The organism is Dendronalium sp. ChiSLP03b (genome assembly GCF_034531165.2).
Taxonomy (GTDB): domain Bacteria; phylum Cyanobacteriota; class Cyanobacteriia; order Cyanobacteriales; family Nostocaceae; genus Dendronalium; species Dendronalium minutum.
On sequence record NZ_JAVRBR020000066.1, the window covers coordinates 218,331 to 238,002 of the forward strand.

General features: G+C 41.3%; 16 protein-coding genes. 4 read left to right on the forward strand and 12 right to left on the reverse strand.

All coding sequences use genetic code 11. From position 1 onward, the window contains the following. The first annotated feature begins 75 nt into the window (after positions 1-75). The 4 genes from gntT to RMY31_RS17640 all read left to right on the forward strand — a co-directional run bounded on the left by gntT (position 76) and on the right by RMY31_RS17640 (position 6,615). Positions 76-1,434 carry a guanitoxin biosynthesis MATE family efflux transporter GntT gene (gntT, locus tag RMY31_RS17625; RefSeq protein ID WP_322656726.1) on the forward strand — a complete coding sequence of 453 codons (1,359 nt, stop codon included), beginning with the start codon at positions 76-78 and terminating at the stop codon, positions 1,432-1,434. 419 nt (positions 1,435-1,853) lie between these two features. Beyond that, positions 1,854-3,032 carry an enhanced intracellular survival protein Eis gene (gene eis, locus RMY31_RS17630; protein WP_322656727.1) on the forward strand — a complete coding sequence of 393 codons (1,179 nt, stop codon included), beginning with the start codon at positions 1,854-1,856 and terminating at the stop codon, positions 3,030-3,032. 211 nt (positions 3,033-3,243) lie between these two features. Beyond that, positions 3,244-4,161 (forward strand): DMT family transporter, encoded by a 918-nt coding sequence (locus RMY31_RS17635; protein ID WP_322656761.1) that lies wholly within the window; start codon positions 3,244-3,246, stop codon positions 4,159-4,161. A gap of 672 nt (positions 4,162-4,833) precedes the next feature. Further along, positions 4,834-6,615, forward strand: a complete 1,782-nt coding sequence (locus tag RMY31_RS17640) for an alpha/beta hydrolase (RefSeq protein ID WP_322656728.1) — start codon at positions 4,834-4,836, stop codon at positions 6,613-6,615. Between the two features lie 47 nt (positions 6,616-6,662). Here the strand turns inward: RMY31_RS17640 and RMY31_RS17645 are convergent, their stop codons facing one another. From RMY31_RS17645 to RMY31_RS17700, 12 genes are all read right to left on the reverse strand, one after another. Then, entirely contained in the window at positions 6,663-7,232 is a 570-nt protein-coding gene (locus RMY31_RS17645) for a hypothetical protein (protein WP_322656730.1), read from the reverse strand. Between the two features lie 9 nt (positions 7,233-7,241). Then, positions 7,242-7,916 (reverse strand): hypothetical protein, encoded by a 675-nt coding sequence (locus tag RMY31_RS17650; protein ID WP_322656731.1) that lies wholly within the window; start codon positions 7,914-7,916, stop codon positions 7,242-7,244. 167 nt (positions 7,917-8,083) lie between these two features. Next, on the reverse strand, positions 8,084-8,872 hold the full coding sequence (locus RMY31_RS17655; protein ID WP_322656732.1) for an SDR family oxidoreductase: 789 nt from the start codon (positions 8,870-8,872) through the stop codon (positions 8,084-8,086). Between the two features lie 13 nt (positions 8,873-8,885). Continuing rightward, entirely contained in the window at positions 8,886-9,707 is an 822-nt protein-coding gene (locus RMY31_RS17660; protein WP_322656733.1) for an NADPH-dependent oxidoreductase, read from the reverse strand. A gap of 124 nt (positions 9,708-9,831) precedes the next feature. After that, positions 9,832-10,953, reverse strand: a complete 1,122-nt coding sequence (locus tag RMY31_RS17665) for a sulfonate ABC transporter substrate-binding protein (protein WP_322656734.1) — start codon at positions 10,951-10,953, stop codon at positions 9,832-9,834. A 244-nt stretch (positions 10,954-11,197) separates the two neighbouring features. Next, positions 11,198-11,959, reverse strand: coding sequence for a class II aldolase/adducin family protein (locus RMY31_RS17670; RefSeq protein ID WP_322656735.1), 762 nt, complete (start codon positions 11,957-11,959; stop codon positions 11,198-11,200). Then, positions 11,946-12,614 (reverse strand): hypothetical protein, encoded by a 669-nt coding sequence (locus tag RMY31_RS17675; RefSeq protein WP_322656736.1) that lies wholly within the window; start codon positions 12,612-12,614, stop codon positions 11,946-11,948. The genes RMY31_RS17670 and RMY31_RS17675 overlap by 14 nt, the downstream gene beginning before the upstream one ends. After that, positions 12,615-12,872: an RRXRR domain-containing protein gene (locus RMY31_RS17680; protein WP_322656737.1), complete on the reverse strand. Its 258-nt coding sequence runs from the start codon at positions 12,870-12,872 to the stop codon at positions 12,615-12,617. Between the two features lie 23 nt (positions 12,873-12,895). Next, a complete protein-coding gene (locus tag RMY31_RS17685; protein WP_409878041.1) occupies positions 12,896-13,141 on the reverse strand; it encodes a hypothetical protein in 246 nt (81 codons plus the stop codon). Positions 13,142-13,345: 204 nt separating this feature from the next. After that, a complete protein-coding gene (locus RMY31_RS17690) occupies positions 13,346-13,483 on the reverse strand; it encodes a hypothetical protein (RefSeq protein WP_409878042.1) in 138 nt (45 codons plus the stop codon). Continuing rightward, positions 13,470-16,115 carry an EAL domain-containing protein gene (locus RMY31_RS17695; protein ID WP_322656738.1) on the reverse strand — a complete coding sequence of 882 codons (2,646 nt, stop codon included), beginning with the start codon at positions 16,113-16,115 and terminating at the stop codon, positions 13,470-13,472. Before RMY31_RS17695 ends, RMY31_RS17690 begins: the two co-directional genes overlap by 14 nt. A gap of 1,385 nt (positions 16,116-17,500) precedes the next feature. After that, positions 17,501-19,303, reverse strand: coding sequence for a ShlB/FhaC/HecB family hemolysin secretion/activation protein (locus RMY31_RS17700; RefSeq protein ID WP_322656739.1), 1,803 nt, complete (start codon positions 19,301-19,303; stop codon positions 17,501-17,503). Positions 19,304-19,672: the final 369 nt, after the last annotated feature.

Here is a 19,672-nt window from a genome sequence, read left to right on the forward strand (position 1 = left end):
AAAATAAATTCTTAGTAGTTTAGTCGCATAAACTGAAAGAATTCTAACTTAGATAAATTCCAGCACAGGCAATCTATGGCATTTGTGGTTCCAACCCAGTACAACTTCTTGCCTCGCTTTTATCGGCTGGCAAGTGTCAGTGTGCTTTCTAACATGATGGTACCCCTAGCAGGTCTAGTTGACATTGCCTTTTTAGGACATTTGGCAGATATTCGTCACTTAGCTGGAGTCATCCTGGCAACTATCCTTTTTGACTACCTTTACCGTGTATTGAAATTTTTGCGCTCAAGCACCAATGCGCTGACTGCACAAGCTGTTGGTTTAGATGACTCCAAAGCTATTTTGCTGGCGGGACTACGCAGTGGTTTAATTGCGTTAGGAATCGGCTTACTTATTATTTTGCTGCAATATCCTCTGCAAAAAATTGGATTTACCATCCTTAGTGGTTCTCCAGACATTGAAGCCTCTGGGATTGATTATTTCTGTGGCCGGATTTGGGGAGCGCCCGCTGTTTTGCTCAACTTTGTTCTGATTGGTTGGTTTCTAGGGCGAGAAATGAATAGTGTAGTGCTGTTGATTTCTCTTATTGGTAATGGTTCCAATGTGTTGCTTGACTATCTCATGATTGTCCGTTGGGGCTGGGAAAGTATGGGGGCTGGACTAGCAACAGCCATTAGTCAGTATCTAGCGCTAGCAATTGGTTTAATTGGGGTCTGCTTTAGTATTTCGTGGACAGCATTACCAGCCGCCCTGCCAGAAGTGTTTGATTGGGCAGCTCTCAAAGATGCTGTTGCACTCAAGAGTAACATTTTGGTGCGATTTTTAGCCCTGATTTCTGCCTATGCTATTTTCACGAATCTAAGTGCGGGGATGGGAACAATCGTCCTTGCAGAAAATGGGTTACTTCTCCAGATTGCTCTTTTGAGTCAGTTTACGATTCAAGGCGTAGGAATGACGACCCAAACCCTAACCGGAAACTTTCTGGGCAAAGGAACCACAGAACAAATGGTTCCACTGCTGAGTATCTCTGTACTGACTAGTTTGCTTATGGCACTGGCTTTTGCAACAATATCTATTGTGTTCCCAGATGCAGTGTTTGGATTGCTGACTAATCATACAGAGGTCAACAAACACATAGGTAACTACATAATTTGGTTGCTGCCTCTTCTGGGATTTACTGCTGTTGCCTTCATGCTAGAAGGCTACTTCATTGGTTTAAAGGAGGGTGTAATCCTACGTAACGCCGTCCTAATAGCATTTGGATTAGGTTTTATCCCACTAGCTATTGCAGCATGGTATTTCCACAATAACCATCTGTTATGGATGGCTCTTGTATCTTATATGATGACTATCATTGTAGTACTTGGGTTAAAGTTGCCCCGGACTTTTGGTAGCCAAAACCTCCAGAATCAGGAATTACTGCCAAGCTCTTGATCGGAAAGCAGTTCTCATGAAACCAGGGACTGGGGACTGGTTCCTAGTCTCAAATTAGTGAAGTGCTAAAAGTACTCTTTGTTGTAGTATAATTGTATTTTCGTACTACTAACGGTAAAAGCGATGACACAAAATTGGAAAAAGATGCATTGTTTCACAAACAGGTTGACAGATTGAAAAGTCCCTGTATCAAGCTTTTTCTGTGTCTTGAAAAGTTGCTTCTCTTGAGCAAAGACGGTACTTACTACCCTGCGGGTACTCCTTTGGAGAACTCGTACCCTTGTGGGGAAGCAAGCTACGCGTAGCGTCTCTGTCAGGAGAAGAGTAGCCGCGCAAAGCGCGTCTACAACTGAGGAACCCCGGTAACGCAGTGTCTTTCCAAGAGCGCACTTTTCGCTGTGTCTTAGTTACGAATTAATATGATAGCTAAATTTGAATACACCACACTTGTCGCAACAGAAGAGATTCAGCAACTAGGGAGTATCCTCGAACAGTGTTTTATCATGTCACCCGGTGACAGTGAAACATACATTAATCGTGTTGGTTCAGAAAACTTTCGCATCATCTATCGAGACGAGCAAGTTGCAGGTGGACTGGGAATTATTTCAATGGGTCAGTGGTGGGGTGGTCAACGGGTACCGATGGCTGGTATTGCCGCAGTGGGTATCGCTCCAGAATATCGTGGAGGTGGAGCTGCGATCGCATTAGTGCAGCACACGCTCCAGGAACTCTATACTCAAGAAGTACCTATTTCTGTTCTCTATCCAGCTACTCAACAGCTGTATCGGAAAGCAGGGTACGAGCAAGCTGGCAGTTTTTGCATTTGGGAAATTCCTACTGAAAGTGTCCAGGTGCGAGAGCAAACACTACCTCTACAATCTGTAGATGTCAGCAATCATGAAATCTTTCATGACCTATATCACCAGCAAGCAAAACTCATTCATGGGTATTTAGACCGCAATCAAGTTATCTGGCAAGGATTAATTCGACCAGACAGTCAAGAAACTGTATATGGGTATTTGATAGGTACTAAAGAACAACCTCAAGGCTATATCATCGTCAGCCAACATTCGACAAAGGATGGGGCAATTCTGCAAGTGAGAGATTGGGTAATTCTCACGGCGGCTGCCGCACAAACTTTCTGGTCTTTTGTAAGCAATCATCGCTCCCAAATTGAACAGGTACGATGGAAGAGTTCTGTTATTGACTCCCTGACATTGCTACTACCAGAGCAAACTGCCAAAATCCACAGTCACGAACGTTGGATGTTGCGAGTAATAGATGTAGTCAAAGCGCTAGAGGTGCGGGGTTATCCACCAGGAATCCAAGCTGAATTGCATTTGGCAGTTCAAGACGATCTGCTAGCTGCAAACAACGGTAAATTTATTTTGTCTGTCGCCAATGGACGGGGTGAAGTCATAAAAGGCGGCAAAGGTGAGTTCCAGTTAGACATTAGAGCATTAGCACCACTATACACAAGCTTGTTTACTCCCCACCATTTGCAGATGGCAGGCAAACTCAATGCTACAGAAACAGCCTTCTCAGCAGCCACGCAAATATTCGCAGGTGAGTCTCCTTGGATGACGAATTTCTTTTAATCTGGGGACTGAAGAGTACTGAGTTAGGAGTCAAAGCCCTTCTCCTGTCGGAGATGCTACGCGAACGGGCAGGGAAAGGGGTTAAGGGCAAAGGGAAAAAAATCCCTTTTCTCTTTAACCTTTTCCCCCCTGCTCCTCTGCCCCCCTGACCCTCTGAGGTGTCTCGACCCTTGACCCTAAAAAATCTAATTGACTTATTATTATGCATACTATGCATCACAGTTCCGGCCGCTGGCGTTTAGGACTAGCGTTGTCACTGTTGACTGTTTTCTTGTGGGGAATTCTACCTATTGCACTAACAGTAACGCTGCAAGCACTTGATGTCTACACCGTTATTTGGTTTCGCTTTTTGACATCGTTTGTATTACTTGCTGTGTATTTAGGGGTGCGTGGTAAATTACCAACGCTACAACAATTGCGTTCTAGTTCTGGGAAATTATTAGCGCTCGCTACACTCATGTTAGCGGCTAATTACTTTCTGTTTATGCAAGGTTTAGCGTTGACAACACCTACTAACGCTGAAGTAATTATTCAATTAGCTACTCTTTTATTAGGTTTAGGAGGCTTAGTTGTTTTTCAAGAACGTTATACGCTGCATCAATGGATTGGTGTAAGTGTACTGATTTTTGGTTATATTTTGTTTTTTAACGAACAAATAACTAATTTACTTACGGCCCGTGCCACATATCTTTTTGGCAGCAGTTTGATTGCGTTAGGGGCAGCAGTATGGGCTGTTTATGCTTTGGCACAAAAGCAACTATTGCAATCTTTATCTTCTGCTAACATCATGTTGATTATTTACGGAGGATGTGCTTTATTGTTCGCTCCCTTTGCTAGGGTAGAAACAATTTTTACACTCGATAGTTTGCATTTGGGAATGTTGCTTTTTTGTGCTTTGAATACTCTCATTGCTTATGGTGCTTTTGCAGAATCATTAGAGCATTGGCAAGCATCGAGAGTAAGTGCAGTCTTAGCTTTAGCCCCTATTGTGACAATCATATCAGTTGAGCTTGTATCAGTAATAGTACCCTCTCTGATTCCAGTAGAACACTTAACCCTAATCGCAATATTAGGAGCGTGTTTAGTAGTAGGTGGTTCGGTGGCGATCGCCTTGGAAAAATCTAATTAATCAAGAAAATTTCTCTAAAACTAGTAGATTAATATATTATTAAAAAACCTCCGTTTATCGAGAATAAGCGGAGGTTTTAATTAGTACAAAAAACTGCCATTTATTGATTATATATCCTACATTATTTTTGAATTAATACTTAAAATTATATTATAAATACTGAGGCAATGTGATTTTTCATTTGTTATGATTTTACAAGTAAGTGCAAGCGAATGAAGTGATATCATGTCCACTTAATTATTTATCAAAAAACTCTCCGCGTTTCCGATTCTCCCTTCGGGTGACGCTCCTAACGTCGCTAACGCTGCGCTAACACCAGTCGTCTAGGTCGGGAAACCCTTCTACAGATCTGGTTCACCGCGTCAGTCCTAATGATAAATATAAAAATGGACGTGATACAAATCTCTTGTTAGGTGCATATTTTGTCTACCTATGTGTCTTTATCACATTTAAATTTTCACCTTGGAATCAAGAGAAAAAAGACAAAAAATCTATAAGCGTTGAGGCGAATAATATTAAGTTACACCAATTTTAAAAAAGAAAGCTACAGATTAAAATATGCAAAATAGATGCAATCTGACTTTCTTAATTACGAATTGGTATTAACTAGGGTGTCTGAATAACTACCAAAGCCAACGCCTCGTGAAACAACATCACAGAAACAGTTGAGCGATGAATAGTTTGTTTGGTAATTGGACCAGCACCCTGAGAAAAAATTCGCTCTTGCTGGTTCTATCAATGCTACTGCCAACATTTGGAATTAGTACTTCTGTAATGGCAGCAGAGCGAATTTATGCATCTTATTCAGCACTAGAAATGTCAATTTCAGTTGCTGCTTTAGAGAACTACGCTAAGAACGGCGTAATTGAGGACGAATTAGCAGTTTATCGGCAATACTTGCCACAAAAACAGTTTCAAGAATTGCAGCGTATTTTACTCACTTCTGTGAAAGTGAGTCCGATGGTAGCTTCCCAATTTCTCTACACACCGCAAGGAGAAACTTTGCTACGCCGTTTGGCAGCAGCAATTAAAACCAAGTCTCATCAACCACAACCAGAACAAGACTTACGGTCGGCGCTAATTTCTGCCTCTGCTGAACCAGGAGGTTTAACGCTATTAAATCTGTTACGCAAGTATCCCAGCAGCAGCATCCGGATTGATTTAGCGCGTAGTTTCGCCATAGCTGCGGAACTAGAGAAAGTGGTTAATCAAACCCAGCAAGCGATCGCCACAATTGCTAAAAAGTCTAATATAGAAGCTGCTACTATTCCAAAATCTATATTCTCCGAGTTACCAGAATTACGGGGTCAGGGAAAGTTTAAGTCGCAAAAATATACATTTAAGTTTTTTGACTTGACACGCAATCGGATTTTACTAACCGATGTTTACATTCCCAATGTTCGTCCTGCACCTGTAATTGTAGTTTCTCACGGTCTAGGTTTAGACAGCAGTAACTTTGAATATTTAGCCACTCATCTTGCTTCCTACGGATTTGCTGTCGTTGTTCCCAATCATCCAGGTAGCGATACCAAACAATTGCAACTATCGCTGAATGGAAATACTAATCAACTAGTAGAACCAGATGAATTTCAAAATAGACCTTTAGATGTTAAATATGTATTGAATCAACTAGAGAAGAGTAATCAGTCTGATTCCCAGTTTAAAGGTCGGCTAAATCTGCAACAAGTCGGTGTCTTTGGTCAATCTATGGGTGGCTACACAGCTTTAGCATTGGCTGGCGCGAAGATTAACTTTGAGCAACTAAAACAAGACTGTAAACCAGAGTCGTTGCATAATACCTGGAATATGTCTTTACAATTCCAATGTAGTGCTTTGGCATTGAATAGCAACAAATCTGGTAAAAAGTATAACTTGCAGGATAAGAGAGTGAAAGCTGCGATCGCAGTTAACCCAGTTACTAGTTCTATTTTCGGCAAAGCTGGTTTAAGCCAAATTAAAACTCCTGTAATGATCGTTGGTAGTAGTGACGATACTGTTGCACCAGCCTTATACGAACAAATTTTACCTTTCTCCTGGTTTGCTAATTCACCAAAGTATCTTGTAATGCTTCTGGGTGGAACCCATTTTTCCACAATTGGCAATAGTAACCCTGCAAGCCAACAAGTTTCATTACCTGCTGATGTAGTTGGTGATGTTTCCCAAGCACGTCTTTACATGAATGTTTTGAGTTTGCCTTTCTTTCAAACTTATGTAGCGGGAAGGTCACAATACAGACCATATCTTAATGCCGCTTATGCCAAAACTATTTCTAGTCAGTCTCTTGGTTTAAGTCTTGTCCAGTCCCTGAGTACAACCGAATTAGCACAAGTGTCCGATTGTGACACGAACAAACCTCAACCTTCTAAACAAAAATTTCCTCAATCTATACTTAATTTTGGATTTTGGATGTTGGATGTTGGTGTTGCACTACTAGATGTAACGATTTTTATTTAACTTAATGGGAGGGTTATCGCCTAACCCTCCCAACTGACCATCAGAATTTAATTCTTATTTATCAACGCCTTTGATTTTGTAATTCTAATCAGAAAACGCAGAGCTTCATTTACTGCTTCAGAATTAGGAAACATCTCAGCGACATCGGATTCTAAATGAACAGTAATTCTTTTTATATTCTTTTGTCTTTGTTCAACTTTTTTGATATTGATACTTTTTATATCGTGTTCTGATTGGATTTCATTCTTAGAAATAGACTTTTGAAAAGATGGCTCATTTAGTTTATTCACAAGGGATTCCCAACTATTGGCTTTCAGGTTAAAGTGAACCTTTGCTTCACTGAATGTTTTAAAATCCCGCTTCAGAATATCAATAGTATAAATGTCTTTTTGAGATTTATGAGTTTGTTGGTCAAGGTCTTCTTCAACCATATCAACTACTTCGTTAATAAGTCGCTCATGATTTTCACTAATCTGAGCAGCAGCTCCTAAAATTCGAGAAGTTGCTTTTATTTGTACATCAGTCTCTTGTTTGAGCCGATCTGCAATACTACGAATTTGCTCTCCCAACGTTGCTTTGTGTTGAGTTCGTGTGGTAGGTACTGATTTTTTGCTCATAACACTTCTCTATTCGGAAATGATTTCTTTTATAGCAAGCCAGATGCGTCTAAATTTCTGTACCAGACCCACAGGATTGCTTGTTGTTTCCTCTTCTACCGAATCAACCAAAGATTGAATCCGATCCATACGTTCTGCTACAACGTAGAGGTTGTTTACAGCCTCATCCTTACTTGCTAGGGATTCTTGCAGTAGCACAACCATGTCAGCAATTTCCCTTTTTAGTCTTGCGTTCTCAGCTTTACGGCGAGTTTCCCATCCCTTGATACTAGCTTTTGAACGTCGCTCATGCTTAAGTTCCGCTTTTGCCTCATTGTATAGAGTCAAATACCTCTCTCGCTCAGAACTTGCTGTCTCATATTTGGCAAGTAATTCAGTTGCTCTGGCTTTTTCGTCGTTGTAGAGGCAGAGAGTCTGTTGATAAAGCCGATCGTTTTGTGCGACATTTTCTTTCAGCTCAATAACTTCTAGCTTGTAAGTTTGGTTCTCTTGACGAACAAGAACAAGTTGGGATGCAGCTTCCTGATTTTCTTTCGCTTTTTGTTCCCATTCATCACGTTGGGCACGAACAGTCATTAACAACTGTTTAAGCTCATGAGAAGAAGGTGGTTCTGGCCGACGAGGAGGGGGAGGATATTTAGCGGCGTTGTCATCATTAGAATTTCGGCGATCTGCTCTCCGCATTGCGATAACTCAACTTTCCAAAAGATTGTTTTATATACTTAACTATAAATAGTAGCTTATTAAACATTTTACTAATTCCGCAAACTAGTATTTGGGGAATTAATACAAATAATTACACATTAGTTGAATGTGCAATTTTTTACTTTGCAAGTATGACTTTTTGCCAATCAAAATGTTCCTTGGTTGAGTCCACCATCTACTTGCAGCATGACTCCATTCACAAATGACGCAGCAGGCGAACACAGAAATACAGCCACATTGGCAAACTCTTCTGGGGTTCCCATCCGACCTAAAGGAACTGCGGCATTGATATTAGCAATTTCTATTTCTTTTGTCTGACCGCTTTTAGCTGTCCGAGCAGCGATCAATTCTTCCACTCGTTCTGTATATGTCCAGCCTGGTAAGATGCTGTTGACCCGAATTCTATCGCTACCCAATTCTTGACTGAGCGTTTTCGTTAAACCAATCACCGCTAGTCGAATTGAATTAGACAAAACGAGATTTTTGACTGGTTGTTTGGTTGAAGTTGAGGTAATTGTCAATATCGCAGGCGCTGTAGATTGTCGTAAATGAGGTAAAGCGTATTGAATTAAGCGAACTGCACTCAGCAAATTTAAATTAACCGCGGCTTCCCAAGCTGCTAAATCAGTGTCATCAAAAGTGCCGGCAGGCGGGCCACCTGCATTGGTGACCAGAATATCCAACCCGCCGAATTTCTCCACGGTGGCATTAATCACCTTCTCAATATCTGCTTGTTGAGTGACATCTGCACGTACTGCCAACACTTCTGTACCAGTTTCGCTTTCAATTTCCGCTGCGGCTTTTTCAACTATTTCACTGCGGGCGCAAATAGCAACTTTTGCACCCTCACGGGCAAATTGCCGTGCTGTAGCTTTGCCTAGACCTTTACTAGCAGCTGTCACCAAGACTACTTTGCCAGTGAGTTGCAAATCCATAGTTTTTTCCTACTTAACGCAACTGAAAGCCAAGGTTATTGAGAGCTTCGCGCAAGCGTTCGCGTCCTCTCAAAGACTCTACAGTTGCAATCCGCTGGGCTGAATGTTCTGACCAATCGCCAGCAACATCCATCTTTTGTTCAGTATAGAACTCTTTGATGATGTCGTTGTAGTGGGCGATCGCCTCTTCTTGGTCTGATAATTTATAAGTTTCGCGGTGCAGTACAGCTGATTGGGGCAAACGTGGCTTCACCGCAGCCGACACTTCTGGATTGGGATAACCCACACACAAACCAAAAACAGCATATACAGAAGCAGGTAAATTAATTACCCTTGCCACTTCTTCCGGCTTGTTGCGAATGCCACCAATGTATACTGTTCCCAACCCAAGAGATTCAGCCGCTAGCGCTGCGTTTTGCGCCGCTAATGTGGCATCGATTGTGGCCATGACAAACATTTCCAAGTATTCTAGAGCATCATGAGATATGCCACGACTATCAGCAACGCGAGCTATCCGAGCTAAATCTGCTAACCAAACCAAGAATAACGGAGCTTGCCTAATGTGCGCTTGATTTCCCGCCAGCTTTGATAATTCTTCTTTGCGTTCTTGATTTTCTACTGCTACTACACTCCAGGTTTGCAGATTTGAAGAAGTAGATGCAGATTGAGCCGCTGCAACTATGAGTTCCAAAGTTCCTGGTAGTAAAGGATCGGTTAGATAAGCACGAATTGAGCGGTGAGATAACAGTGTTGTCAGAGATTCATTCCAGTTAATTTCTGAATTAAAGGGAATCTCACCATAGCGCGATCGCAACAGTTCTGTAGGATTAGTCATAGTAAGTGTGAATTATCAAGTCTGAAGAAAGAAGTGGTAAAACAATTCAAAATCGCTCTTTGCCAGCTATCACACCAAGAAAATTCCACATTGACCGTTAAAAGTTACAGTCAACAAATTGACTTTAAATTTTGGGCGAAAATGCAGCGTATTCTTCTTTTGTCAACACTGCTGATTTGACATTAAGCTGCTTGGGTATCAATTTTAATTGATAATAAGTATCAGCAACTTGCTGTTGTAAATTTATCAGATTATCATCAATTGGCACAATACCAAAAGTTCGTCTATTAGTTGCCTTTCTCATTGTTTCTATGTCAATTCCTAGCACAGGTGCTAGAGTTTGTGCTACTTCTTCGCGATGCTGTTTAGACCATTCTTCTAGCTTTTGAATTTCCTCCAAAGTTACCTTGACGATTTGGGGATTTTCAGTCACAAACTTGCGAGACCCTAAATAATATCCTCCTTGTTTATTAATACCTGTACCATCAATGAGGACACGAGCTTTAGTTGCCTCTTGCGCCGCTGCATAAAACGGATCCCAAATTACCCAGGCATCTACACTACCTTTGACAAAGGCAGCACGGGCATCAGCTGGAGGTAAATATTTAGGCTCAATGTCAGTATATTTCAATCCAGCTTTTGCTAAAGCTTGGACTAACAATAAATGAGCGCTAGAACCTTTTTGAAAAGCAATTTTTTTGCCTTTGAGGTCAGTTAGGTTTTGAATTGATGAATTTTGTGGAACCAGAATTGCTGAACCAGCAGGACTAGCAGCAATTCCCGCAATGTAAGTGAGTGATGCTCCTGCTGCTTGAGCAAATATCGGTGGTGATTCTCCTACGTGTCCAACGTCAATACTACCCACATTCATGGCTTCTAGAAGTTGTGGTCCTGCTGGAAATTCAATCCACTCTACAGATACTCCTTCTGGTGACAAGCGCTTTTCTAATACTCCCTTAGTTTTCAGCAGAATGTTAGATTTCTGATAGCCAAATCGTAATACACTCGCTTTTATAGGAGCAGAATTAATAACAGATGTCGCACTGGAATTGGATGAATTGACAGATGAGGGCGATGAGCAGGCAGCAAATAATAAGCTTAAACAAAGACCTGTAAGAAAAGCACCTGTTACTGTTAACCGGGAATTAGCAAAAAGCAGTTTCTGTTGCTTATTAAATCGAAGATTACTAAATTTTGTTAATGAGAGCCATTTCGCAACTAAGCGACGGAAAATTAGTCTAACCATCAGCATGATTTCTCCAAATTCTGATAAATACTATAAATCTATAGACTTATAGTAGTATATGGATAAATGTCAGGAAAATTTGATACAAGAGCAGTATAGATTAAGGCTATCTAATAATATCCAATCGAGATAGGTAGTATTGTTTGATTAACAAAGTATTGTAAACAGTCGATATCTATGTATCTTAATTACAAATTACTAATTTATATAATTACCTATTTTTTCTAATGCCAAAAATACAGCACTATTCCAGTAAATCGGGTTCTTCGCGCACAATCCTCTCATAGAGTGGCTGAAAGCTGAACCACCCACTTGAATGCGACCCTACTTGAGTTTGTGCTAAACGTGCTGTTTCGTGATTGATGATACGGGGTCTACCTGCAGCTTCTGCCAGCAGTTGCGCTTGGCACGATCGCTCTAAGGTAATGTACCAAAAGGCAGCTTCATCCACTGTGTGTCCCACAGTCAAGATGCCGTGATTTTGCAATATGATTGCCTTTTTATTGCCCAAGGTTTCCGCCAGTCGCTGTCCTTCGGAGGTATCTAACACGACACCTGTATAGTCATTAAACAACGCATGATCTTCATAGAACGAGCAGGAATCTTGAGTTAAAGGATCTAGCAGGCGACCCAAACTAGACCAGGCTTTACCGTATACTGAGTGAGCATGTGCCGCAGCTATCACATCGGTTCGAGCCTCGTGCAGCTGGGAATGGATCGTAAAGGCAGCTCGATTTACAGAAGCATCGCCTTTAACTACATCGCCTTCTCTGTTAACTAATATTAAGTCAGAGACGCGAATATGACCAAAGTACATCCCAAATGGATTCACCCAAAAATGGTCTGTAAACTCCGGATCGCGAGCTGTAATATGTCCTGCAATTCCTTCGCTGAATCCAAACCGCCCAAACAGGCGAAAGGCAGCTGCGAGGCGTTGCTTGCGGTGCAAGCGTTCGTCTTCAACTTGCTCGAATACAGGGGGTTGCGGTCTTTCATACTTGGGCATGTTCTTTTTCCTCCTCCTCTTTGCAAGGAGCGTTAGAATATCCAGAGCGAAACGATTTAACGCTGTGGAATTCTGGGATAAACTGGTGACGTAAGATGCAGCCAGTATCGTTACCTAAAATATGGATAGATACAGATGCAGTCTGGGATGTGGTTTTGACAGCATGAATATCACCATCTGGGGGTAACAGACGGTAGATATCACCCGGTTGCAGCGATCGCACTTCAACTACTTCTAATTCTGCATGTCCTTCGGAATCACCGCTATCTACACGGCGATAGACTGTCTCTTGCTGGTTGCCTTTGTATAAACCAATTAATCCCCAAGCCAGATGATCGTGGATAGGAGTTGTTGAATCAGGAGGAATTACCAAGCTGAAAACTGTAAGAGAACGGTCTTTGGCGCGATAAAGCAGCCATTGACCTATACCACCACCCATCTTGCTTTCCGGATTAACTTGGACGAACTTTTCACCTAGCCATTTCTGCTGGACAAGTAGTTCTTGAAAATACGGTTTCAATCTGGCTAGAGTCTGCGTGCGGTTTTCACTAGTGCTAGCACTAATTTCACGCACTGTCGTCACAAAAGAACGTAATTCCGGACTATCAATAAACCATTGGTCTTCTGGCAGAGGTTCTAGGATGGTGTGTGTCATCTATGTTCCTCTGCCTCGCTTCGGGAACTGACTAAAATTCATCTCAAGTTTTTTGCCCGTGGTGACAACAGTACTAGGAGCCATCTTCAAGCCCAGTTGCTCAATGGTTAGCTGTGAAAGAACTTCCTTCAAAATAATAGTGAAGGGATATCTCTGGAATACAGCAGCTTTACCTTGTGATAATAGCATCCTGGCATGGCTGATACGTACTGGGTATAACGGTTGTTTATTAACATCAAGAACGAGTACTTTAATCATGCGTTAGAAAAAGGGTGTAAGGGTTATGAATAACTTATTTTCCTTGCCGTTGCACTTTTACTCGTACTAACGGAATTACATGACGACCGTAAGCGATGTCTGACGACAAGCCGCTTCGCGTCTACGCATCCTCCACTGGGTAAAATCCCCAAATTAATTAAAGTCGTTACTTCTGCCTTGTAGTAATCCGTAAGAGATTCTGCTACCTGTTCCGGGGTATCATGTGTGTTACTAAAAGCACCTGCTGCCACAGCAATTGGTGTCCACAAATACTTATCCTAGATTTCACTTTCTTGGGAAAACTGTAGTAATTTGTCGGAACCGACTACTAGCAAAGAATCAGAGCCTAGAGGTAAACTCCAGTACTCTTGTCTTAACCGCTCATTTAGCTGTGATATCAATTGCTCCAAACAACGATAAGTCGGTAGAAAAACCGTAGAATAGAATACAAGCAAAAAATATCACAGACAAATTTAAAAAGCAAGACTTCCTACCCTGCGGGAACGCGCTTGAGCGAACAAGTCGGCTTTGCCGACGGCAGTTACTTCAACGGAGTGCCTCACAACTGACAAATACCCAGTCCCCAGTCCAAAACCCTTATCTTTGAACACTCATGATTCGTCCACCTTCAAGAACTTCTGTGGCTTTCTCAGCAGAAAGTGGTTTGTGGAATAGGAAACCCTGTACATCTTCGCAATGGATAGATTTCAAGAACTCTAGTTCTTCTGGCTTTTCTACCCCTTCAGCGGTAAGCCTTAACCCTAGGCTCCTGGCCAAGGCAACGATCGCCTTGACAATATGAGCCACTTTGACATCTGTTGTCAACTCTTGGATGAAAGACTTGTCAATTTTCAAATTGTGGAGTGGTAATAATTGTAGGCGCGAAAGAGAAGAATGACCTGTACCAAAGTCATCGATAGAAATGTGAACGCCCATCTCTTGGAGATCCTGCAACACAGTCCTGGTGAACTCTAAATCCTCGATTGCTGTGGTTTCTGTAATTTCTAATTCTAAAAAGTGAGGCGCTAACCCGGTCTCTTCTAAAATTTGAGCGACAGTTTCTAGTAGTTTGGGTTGGCGGAACTGTTTGGGAGAGAGATTAACAGCAATCATTAAAGGAGGTAATCCCGCCTGTTGCCAAGTTTGATTCTGACTACAAGCTGTGCGTAAGACCCATTCGCCGATGGGGATAATTAATCCACTTTGCTCGGCGAGGGGAATGAACACACTAGGTGCTACTAGTCCCATCTCAGGATGCTGCCAGCGTAACAAAGCTTCCATGCCAGTAATTTCTCCTGTGGCAATTTTGACTCTAGGCTGGTAGTACACCATTAATTCTTGCCTTTCTAGGGCATAGCGCAGGCTTTTCTCTAAAGTCAAGAGTTCAGGATTTTTAGTACCTAGGGTAGTGGTATAAAACTGGTAGTTATTTCTCCCTTCATCCTTGGCGTAATACAAAGCAGCATCTGCGTGTTTAATTAGGGTTTCAGCATCAGAACTGTGTTCGTTAAGTAGGGAAATGCCGAGGCTAGCACTTACGTAAAGTTCGTGACCATCAAGATTGAAGCCATTCTCAAAGGCGTGTAAAATTCTCCAGGCTACCTGAGTGACTTCCTCAAGACTATTCACCTGAGGCAGTAAAATAGTAAATTCATCCCCTCCCCAACGAGCTACTGTATCCCCACCTCTAAGGGAATCTTTCAATCTTTGAGCTACGCTTTGTAACAGTCGATCTCCCAGTGTATGCCCTAGAGTATCATTAATGATCTTGAAGCGATCCAGATCTAGAAACATCACAGCTAAACTCTCCCCATTACGAGCCGCGTTGGGTAGGGCTTTGGAAAGTAGCTCGTTGAATAGTAAACGATTTGGCAATCCAGTCAGCAGATCGTGAAGAGCCTGGTAACGAATTTTTTTCTCTACCTGTTGACGCTGCCAAGCACCACTGATACTAGCTGCCATTGTCAAAAGTGTGGATTCTTCGTGCCTTGACCAGTGACGCGCTTTTGAACAGTCTGCAAAGCCAAGGTATCCCCAAAACTTATCTTCTAGTCGCAAGGGTACTAGCAGCAGGGATTGAATACCATCTCGGATGAGGAGTTCTTGTTCTGCTATGGGAAATTCTGGAGTAATACCGCTAATGGACTGCCCTTCAGAGAGAGTAGCGTACCAACGTGCTAACTGAAAAGACTGATAGGGTTGATTTTGCCAGTGGTGGTGAGAAGAATCAAGTCCAAAACGTGTCCATTCAAATTGGAGGCTGACTGCCATCTCTCCTGTAGTTGGATGAGGATGGTTATTAAAGAGATAGACGCGATCTACCTTGACAGCTTCGCCCAACACCGCTAAAGCTTTATCAATACCAGTTTCGTAATTCATTTCTACCAGCAAATAATTAGCTGCTTCCGCAACTGCTTGTAGCAAGCGATCGCGTTGGCGCAGTTCGGCTTCGGCTTGCTTTTGCTCTGTAATATCCCTAACAATAAAAGTTCTAATCAAATCACTTTCAGGTAAACAGTGGACGGATTGTTCAAAAAATTTTTGATCGACTTCCACTTCCCGCATAAAAGGATTTTCTTTTCGATTCTTCACCGCATTTTGTAGTCCCATTAAGATGGGATGTTGCTTGCCAACTTCTCTGAGTTTGGGAAACTTGAGAGCTGCGGCGGGATTGAGATAAGTCACTGTTCCCTCTAAATCCGTCTCGATAATTGGATTGGGAACAAGTTCAGGGAAGGATGCTAAGCGAGCTAAGAGAGTCTCACTAGCTCCTTCAAAGTTGGGATCGACAGCTAGAGTTTGAAAATGACTGTTAGCATTGGCTGGCTGCGACAGTAAACTAGCTAGGTCTTCAGCTTCACAAGATTCAGAAAAAGCTTTTTCTGAAACGTTGGCGATCGCATAATATCTAGCCTGAGCTTGATTATTGCCAAATAAAATCACATCACCATGCTTGAGGTTATGAGAGGAACACTTATGACCATTCACTATTAAGCCATTAGTACTACCCTTCCCCTTGAAGTTGCCATCAATAATCAAAAATCCATATTGGTCACTCTCTGGAAGAGTTACCCGCAATAAAATAGCATGTTGCCTAGATACCGATCGGGAACGAAGGACAATAGAGTTCTCAGGATGTCGCCCAATAGAATAAGTAGTCTCTTGAAGGGAGATAGTTCGCTGCCCTTGCATGTCTTGGACAACCAATAGATGGCGTATTTTTTCCCGCTCATTTCCTGCCATCGCTCTTCCTCAAGTTCATATTCTGTTAAAAAATACTGCTCCAATTCAGTTTTAACCTTCAGTCCCCATTTTCTGGAATGGCTACTCAACTTTTATCAATAAAGTTAACCTTTCATTATCCCAGGATTAACTGTCTAAGATGAGATACCCAATTGGCAACCAGGAGTTTTAGTCTTTGTCTCAACTTGTCAAAAAAGTAGGAAGATTTTAGGACTTTCAGTCATTGTCTTCTACTTCCTTAAATATCCAGAATAAATTCAAATGACTAATATTATACATAGTATATTTACTGATTTTACAGTTATACATCAAGTAATTGCGTCAAATACAAACATAATTTTTCAGCTAATCAAGATAGTCATTTTAAAATTAATTTTACAAATAAGCTTAGTATATTTACTGATAAGATTATCTCTTTTATAAAAATTTATTCTCTAAAATTAGTCTGAATATCAAGTAATTTTCATGGTTGATCGAGAGAGTAATGGAAAATTCCCCAGAACTCTATATAGACTTTTTAGATACTAATCAAAGGGATAGGATACTGGGTATTTGTCAGTTGTCAGGAGTTAGTTGAAATTTTTCTATTGCTGTCCTTGTACCCCTTCATCCCTGTTCTTTTATATTTAGAGATATCGTCTGCCAAAAGTCTTTACTAATTGTCTTTTGCTAAAGGAACTCCAAAAAATAAATTATCCGACTTGAAGTTCTTGATTATTCACAGTCATCAGTCAAAAATCCTAAAAGTAAAGTTTAGTTTCAAAACACATGCACCCTTATATAGTAGTGGTAACTTATTAATTGAAGCCTCAAAGCTTCCCTGGCAGATCCAACAGCCAAAGTAAACAAGTTACATTAAGTTAAGAGGTAAAGACGCTGTTTCAACATCTGTCTCGTTCAATCAAACCAACACCCAACTTAAACGCTGACATTTCCTCAAACTCTTATTAAAAAGAGGGCAATGTTACTAGTTGCTTAGCACATTTCAAGTGTTAATCGATGTGTACAACCCTGAATAGATTTATCAATAAGAGGAAATGACTAAGTGCATATAAGATTGGGTGTTGTTGTTTTGAAAGGGTAAATTTAAATATTAAAGTAATAAATTGGCAAAAGACTGTCCAAAGAATTGATTGTAAGATGAAATCACAATTTAAACATCATTTGTAGTCAAATTATAATTCGTAATACGCTTCTCCTGGCGGAGACGCTACGCGAACGAGAAGCGCAAAGCGCTACGTAATTAAAACACACTTCAAAACTCTGTTTCTAAAACAATATACCTAATTACAATTTCGATTAGACGGATAAAGCAAAAGTTTTTTGCTATTATGGACAATCCTTAATGACAATGATAAATTAGCGAATCAGCAAAATTATCAATTTCAAAATGGATTATAAATCAAAGAAAAGTATAGCCCATCTTCCTGCAATGTTCTTCCCTCCGATTGCACAGATACTAGAGGAATGCCCCAGTCAAGACGAGCGGTGAAGCGATCGCCTTGCGACAAGCGCAAACCAAAACCAACAGAAGCTAAAGTGTTAGGGTCTGGAGCCGCACCGGAATTATTCCAGACAACGCCGAAATCTGCAAAAGGGACGACCTTTAATATCGTATCTGTTTCAGGTAAGCGGAGAATTGGTATTTGAACTTCGGCAGAAGCGAAAGTGCCATTATCAGTCAGTAGGAAATCTTGACGGTAGCCTCTAACACTATCTAGACCACCCAAACCAAACTGCTCTAAAGGTAACAGTGATGTAGATGCCAATTGTGTATTTACACGTAATAAGAATAAAGTATCAGGAGCTAAAAGACGTGCCCACTGTGCTTGTCCCTGCCATGCGAAAAAGCGGCTATCAGGACGCTCTGAATTAATTGTGGCATCAAACGCACCTATGCCCAGATTGAATTGAGAACGCAGGGCAATCACTTGGCGGCTATTACGAGATGTCCATTCCTGAAAAAAGCGCAACGCAGATATCCGCGTGCGTCCCTCATCGTCAGCTCCTAGAGAGGGGAAAGATAGTCGTTCTTCACCAGGAGGCTGATAAGTAGCTTTACTTTCTCGTCGAGATGCTGTAATTCCAAAGGCGAACTCTTGCGTGGGAGTTTGAATTACTGGCTGGCGGAATGTCAGTTCGTAGTAGCGAGAAGAAGATTCAATATCTAGGATGTCGAAAGGATATTCAATGACATTGCTCCATGACGTACCAAAGTTCAAGGAGAGTGTTCCGTTGCGAGGATTGATAGGCAACGTATAGCCAGCATCTAAAGCATTGCTACCATCGGTATTGGTGTAGGTTAGACTCAAACCATCTCCCAATCCTAGTAAATTGGCTTCATTGAGTTGTAATCGTCGTCGAAAGCTGCCAACACTAGGCGATCGCCCATTATCTAAAACTACTTGGGCACTGAAGGATTGTGCCTCTGCAACTTCGACTTGTAGCACACTTGTACCCGGACGCGAACCAGCTGACAATTCAGCTTTTATAGTTTGAATCAAAGGATTAAGTTGCAACAATTGTAATGCTTGCAAAAGACGCTCTCGATTCACAGGTGCGGACGTGGCTATTGCTAAACGGCTGCGGACATAATTCGAGTTCAGTCGTCTAGTACCAGTTACCTGGATATCTTCTAATTTACCTTCGACCACCTGAATTATGATCGTGCCAGATTTAATGGTTTGAGGTGGAATATAGGCACCAGAAGTAATATAGCCTTTTTGGACGTATAAATCGGTGATTGCAGAACGAGCTTGAAAAAGTTCAGCCAGAGAAATACGTCTTTTAGTAAATTTCTTGGTAACTTTGGCTAACTCTTCGGGACTAAATACTGTACTACCAACAACTTCAAACTTTTCGACAACGATAGTCTGTGGAATTTTATCGGGCAATGGGCGATCGGGTGTAGGAGTTGGAGCAGAAGGTGGAAGTAGTTCTGAAGGCGGAGGAAGTTGCTGTGGCAGTTGGGGAGAGGGTTGTGGAGAAGGTACAGGTGGTTGAATATCTTGTGGTTGGACATCTTGCGGTGATGGAATTTGCTGCGACAAGACAAAATTATTATTTGGTAATTTGGTATTATCAATAGCTTCAGCTTTTAAAGGCTTATTAGTCACGCTGCTCAGCAACACAAGTATACTCAGTGATAAGCAGGACACTGTAAGGTTTTGAGAGTATTTATCAATCATGGCACTGGATTAGTTTCTGGCAGAAACTAGGGTGTATACGGTAACTGCTTAGATTTAAGTATTACTTTACTTTATCTTTTGACAGTAAAGTTAATATTTTTAGTAAATCCCAAGATATTAAACACAGTATTTAACAAAAAATATCAATTAATCGTTATATTTCATATATCTAAATGAAGCATATAACTAAGTATAAAAAACTTTTCTAAAACAACCATAATTAATTGTCATACAGCAGTTCCCGGTGTTATGAGGTACAGTAACAGCAATTAGTAAACCAATTTTTTAAATCTTGAGGATTCATTAAGTTGAGTGCAACTGAGATTACTGTATCAACCATTTTTGTTGTAGTTGGAGCAAAACTGCGTA